This is a genomic window from Polaribacter sp. (genome assembly GCF_965656025.1).
GTDB lineage: Bacteria > Bacteroidota > Bacteroidia > Flavobacteriales > Flavobacteriaceae > Polaribacter.
Map to the genome: position 1 here is coordinate 8,512 of NZ_CBFHJT010000071.1, position 4,436 is coordinate 12,947.

3 protein-coding genes are annotated in these 4,436 nt (G+C 31.3%); all 3 read right to left on the reverse strand.

Annotated elements, in window-relative coordinates:
* The coding region (locus ACTG3S_RS12150; protein ID WP_439129617.1) for an efflux RND transporter permease subunit at nt 1–2,909 on the reverse strand (2,909 nt) is incomplete at its 3' end.
* A 7-nt stretch (nt 2,910–2,916) separates the two neighbouring features.
* Nucleotides 2,917–4,089 (reverse strand): efflux RND transporter periplasmic adaptor subunit, encoded by a 1,173-nt coding sequence (locus ACTG3S_RS12155; RefSeq protein WP_439129618.1) that lies wholly within the window; start codon nt 4,087–4,089, stop codon nt 2,917–2,919.
* Between the two features lie 7 nt (nt 4,090–4,096).
* Nucleotides 4,097–4,436: TolC family protein (locus ACTG3S_RS12160; RefSeq protein ID WP_439129619.1), on the reverse strand; the 340-nt coding region annotated here is incomplete at its 5' end.

Consider the following 4,436-nt stretch of genomic DNA (forward strand, 5'->3'; position numbering starts at 1 on the left):
AAAATGAAGAAAATTAACATTAAACCTGTAAAGAACGCACCCATTAAAAATGCCATTTGCTTGTTTTGTTCTTCAATTTGCCCTGTATAATCAATTTTAATATCTTTTGGCAAGTCTTTAAAACTTTTCATAGAATTTTGAATTCTAGCAACTACTGCACCAGCATCTGTTTCTCCAGGAGAAAGTGCAGAATATACTGTAACTACACGCTTTACATCCTTATGTTTTATAGCGCTAAAACCAGAACTATTACTTTGTGATGCTACAGCAGAAACAGGTATTTCTTTAATTTTACCAGATGCAGGATCTCTAAAGGTTATTTTTTGATTAAAAACAGCACTTTTATCATATCTATCCTCTTTATTAAAACGCACGTAAATATCATAATCTTCGCCATTTTCTTTATAAATTCCAGCCTTGTTTCCAAATATAGAAGCTCTTAGTTGTTGCCCAACTTGACCCGTAGAAACGCCTAATTCTCCTGCTTTTTTGCGATCAACAATTACCTGCATTCCAGGTTTCGATTTGTTTACGTCAATTTTTAATTCATCAACTCCAGAAATACTTTGCGTATTTAAATAATCGCGCATTCTTTCTGCAGTAAAAATTAATTCTTCATAATCTTCGCCATTCAATTCGATATTAATTGGTGCACCTGTAGGTGGTCCATTTGCATCCTTTTCTACAGAAATTAGAACTCCTGGATAAATACCCACCAAGGCTTCTTGTACTTTTTGACGTAAAAGTTCACTATCTTCTCCACGTCTGTATTTATATTCGCGCATAGAAGCTGTAATTTTTCCTTTGTGTGGCATTTCTGCAGAGGAACCTCCATCTGTTTGTGGGTTTCCTGCGCCTTCACCAACTTGAGAAACCGTACTTTCTACCATAAAATTATAATCGCCATCTGTATATTGATCTTGATTTAAAACGCCAAATACTTTTTGCTCAATTTCTTTTGTTATTTGATTTGTTTTTTCAATATCTGTACCCTCAGGATATTCTATATACACAATAATTTGGTTGGGTTTGTTGTCTGGAAAAAACTCAATTTTTGTTCTTTGCTCTCCAACAGACCAACCAAAACCTGCAAAAGCTATAAATAATAAAATAAAAGTTCCTACCACTAAAACATAAGGTGTCCAACCAGAAAGTGCTCTTTTTAATTGCCTTTCGTACCAGTTTTCTAAAGAAACCAAAGTGTTTTTTTGAAAATAATTTGCAGCTTTTCTTAAGAATAATCTGTAAACCCACAACATTATTGCGGTAAAAAGAATTAATGTTCCAAGCGCGTTGTATTCTCCTCCAAAGAAGAATATAAGCAACCCAATTATAGCCATTATACTGGTTAATTTTATGATGCTTTTTAATGGCATATCTTTATCTTCTGTACTCATAAATTTAGAAACTAAAACTGAGTTAAAGAATATTGCCACAAATAAAGAGGAACCTAAAACAATAGATAAAGTGATGGGTAAAATCATCATAAATTGTCCCATAATTCCTGGCCAAAGACCTAAAGGAACAAAGGCAGCAACTGTTGTAAGTGTAGAAATTATAATAGGAAATGCAATTTCTCCAATTCCTTTTTTGGCAGCTTCAATTCTACTCATTCCTTCTTCGTCCATTAAGCGATATACGTTTTCTACAACTACAATACCATTATCTACCAACATACCAAGGCCCATAATTAAACCAAATAATACCATTGTATTTAAGGTTTGGCCCATTGCGCTTAAGATCATTAAAGACATAAACATAGACATCGGTATTGCAAAACCAACAAAAATGGCATTTTTAAATCCAAGGAAAAACATTAGAACAATTACTACTAAAATTACACCAAATATGATGTTGTTTACCAAATCATCTACTTGACCAATGGTTTTTGGAGATTGATCATTGGCAATAGTTACTTGTAAATCTGGAGGAAAATTATTTGCTTTTGCAGCTTTTACAATTTCGCCAATTTTATCTGCAGCAGCCACCATATTTTCACCAGAACGTTTTTTAACATCTAACATTACAACTGCATGTCCATTTTCTCTTGCATAGGTTGTTTTGTCTTTGTCTTTAAAATTGATTTCAGCGACATCTTTTAAGTAAATAGGATTTCCATTTTCTGATTTGATTACGAAATTTCCTAAGTCTGACGGTTTGTCTATTTCTCCAATAATTCTAACCGTTCTTCTTTGTTGACTTGTAATAAAGTTACCTGCAGACATGGTTACATTTCCACGATTTATGGCATTTGTAATATCATCGAAACTTACTTTTGCTGCCATCATTTTATATATATCTACAGCAACTTCTACTTCTTTTTCTTGCGCTCCACGAATATCAACCTTTTTAATTTCAGTTAAATCTTCAATTTCATCTTGTAAATATTCTCCATATTCTTTCAACTTTGCAACAGGGTAATTGCCAGAAATGTTGATGTTTAAAATCGGAATTTCTTCTGACATACTCAACTCAAAAACATTGGGTTTTACTTTTGCGCCATTAAATGTTGGCCAATCTTCACCTGCTGTTTCTTGATCTATTTCGTCTTTTACCTTTTGCTTAGCCTCATTTACATCTATTTTCTCATCAAACTCAACTGTAATTATAGAGTAATCTTCTTGAGAAGTTGAGGTAATTTCAACTACATTACTAACCGATTTTAGTTTGTCTTCTAGCGGATTTGTAATTAATTTTTCAATATCTTCTGCTGTGTTTCCTGGATATACAGAGCTAATGTAAATTTTAGTTTCGTTTATCTCTGGAAAATTTTCTCTAGGCATTGTAAAATATGCCGATATTCCTAAATAAAGAATTAAAAACATCAAGACATAAATAGTAGTTTTATTATTTATTGCCCAAGAAGAAAGTTTAAATTCTTTATCTACTTGTTTATTTTTTTTTGCCATTACCTTCCTATTTATTAATCACTTTTACAACCTGACCATTATTAACACTTCTTGCGCCTTCCATAATAATTTCTGAACCTGAAGGAAGATTTTTAAGAACTTCAATAAAGTTACCTTGCGTTTTACCGGTTTCTATAATTAATCGTTCTGCTACAGCTTCGTTGTTTTCTTTTCTATCTTTTATAATATATATAAACTGTTCGCCTTTAGCGTTTTCTGAAATAATACTTTGTGGTATTAAAATTGCGTTTGGGTTTGTATAATCGTTCAGTTTTAATCTTGCTGTTAAGTTTGGTTTTACTTTTCCTTTTAAATTTGGTACACCAATTTCTATTTTAAAAGATCTGTTGTTTGGGTTTATAAAATTACCAACTTGCCTTACTTTAGAGTCTACAGTTTCTCCTAAAACAGGGAAATTTATTTCAACATCTTTATTTTTTGTAATACTACCAATATAGGTTTCTGGCACTTCTGTTTCTATATACATGTTAGATAGATTAACAATTCTAAAAATTTCTGAACCTTGACCTGGTGCTACTACGGTTCCTCTTTCTTTAAAAACATCATCTATAATACCAGAAAATGGAGCTCTAATTGTAGATTTACCTAACTGACTCTTTAGTTGTTTTACAGCGTTTTTTTGTGATTCGTAAGCTGTTTTTGCTTGTAAAAATTGAATTTCTGAACCAATTTTTTGATCCCATAATCTTTTTTGACGCTCGTAAGTAGTTTTGGCTAATTCTGCATTAGTTTCTAATTGTGCTAATTGAGAGGACATTCCTCCATCATCTATTTTAGCTAAAACTTGTCCTTTAGAAACTCTTTGTCCTTCTTTTACAAAAACACTTTCTAAAATACCTGGCATTTCAGGATAAATTAGAACATTTTGTTTGGTTTGTACGTTTCCTTGTAATTCAATAAAATGTGTAAAAACTTCTTCTTTTACCTTTAAAGTTGTAATTAAAGGAATGTTTTTATCTTCATTCAAGTTATCTAACTTATCATTTATTTTCTCTAATTGAGTAGCTAATTCTTGTTGTTTTGTGTCTAATTCTGCTTTTTTTGATTTTAATTTTTCAACATCATTGGTTGCTAAAATATCTTCTACAGAAACCTCTTTTTTATCTCCACAAGAAGCTAAAATAAGTGCAGTTAAAACTAATGTATATATTTTTTTCATAATTTTTTTATTTTATAGGTAGGTTTAATGCGTTTTCTAATGCGGCTTTTTTAGCAATAACATCTAACATAGATTGTATGTAATTTTGCTGCTGCGTGTATAGTTGGTTTTGTGCTTGTAATAAATCGAAACTGGTAGAAATACCTTCGAAAAACTTAACACGTTGTTTTTTTTCTATGCGCTCTGCTAAACCCACATTTTTTTTATTTGTTTGATAATTTTCGATACTTAATTGATATTCACTTTTGGCTTTTTTAGCTTGTAAAGTAAGTTTTTGTTTGGTTTCTTCTAGACGTAAATCTGCATTTTCTAAAGCAATTTTTGCTTGTGCAGTTTTAGCACTTCTG

Excerpts from the sequence above, each read along its gene's own strand:
- ACTG3S_RS12155 (WP_439129618.1), bottom strand. The coding sequence starts at position 4,089 with ATGAAAAAAATATATACATTAGTTTTAACTGCACTTATTTTAGCTTCT.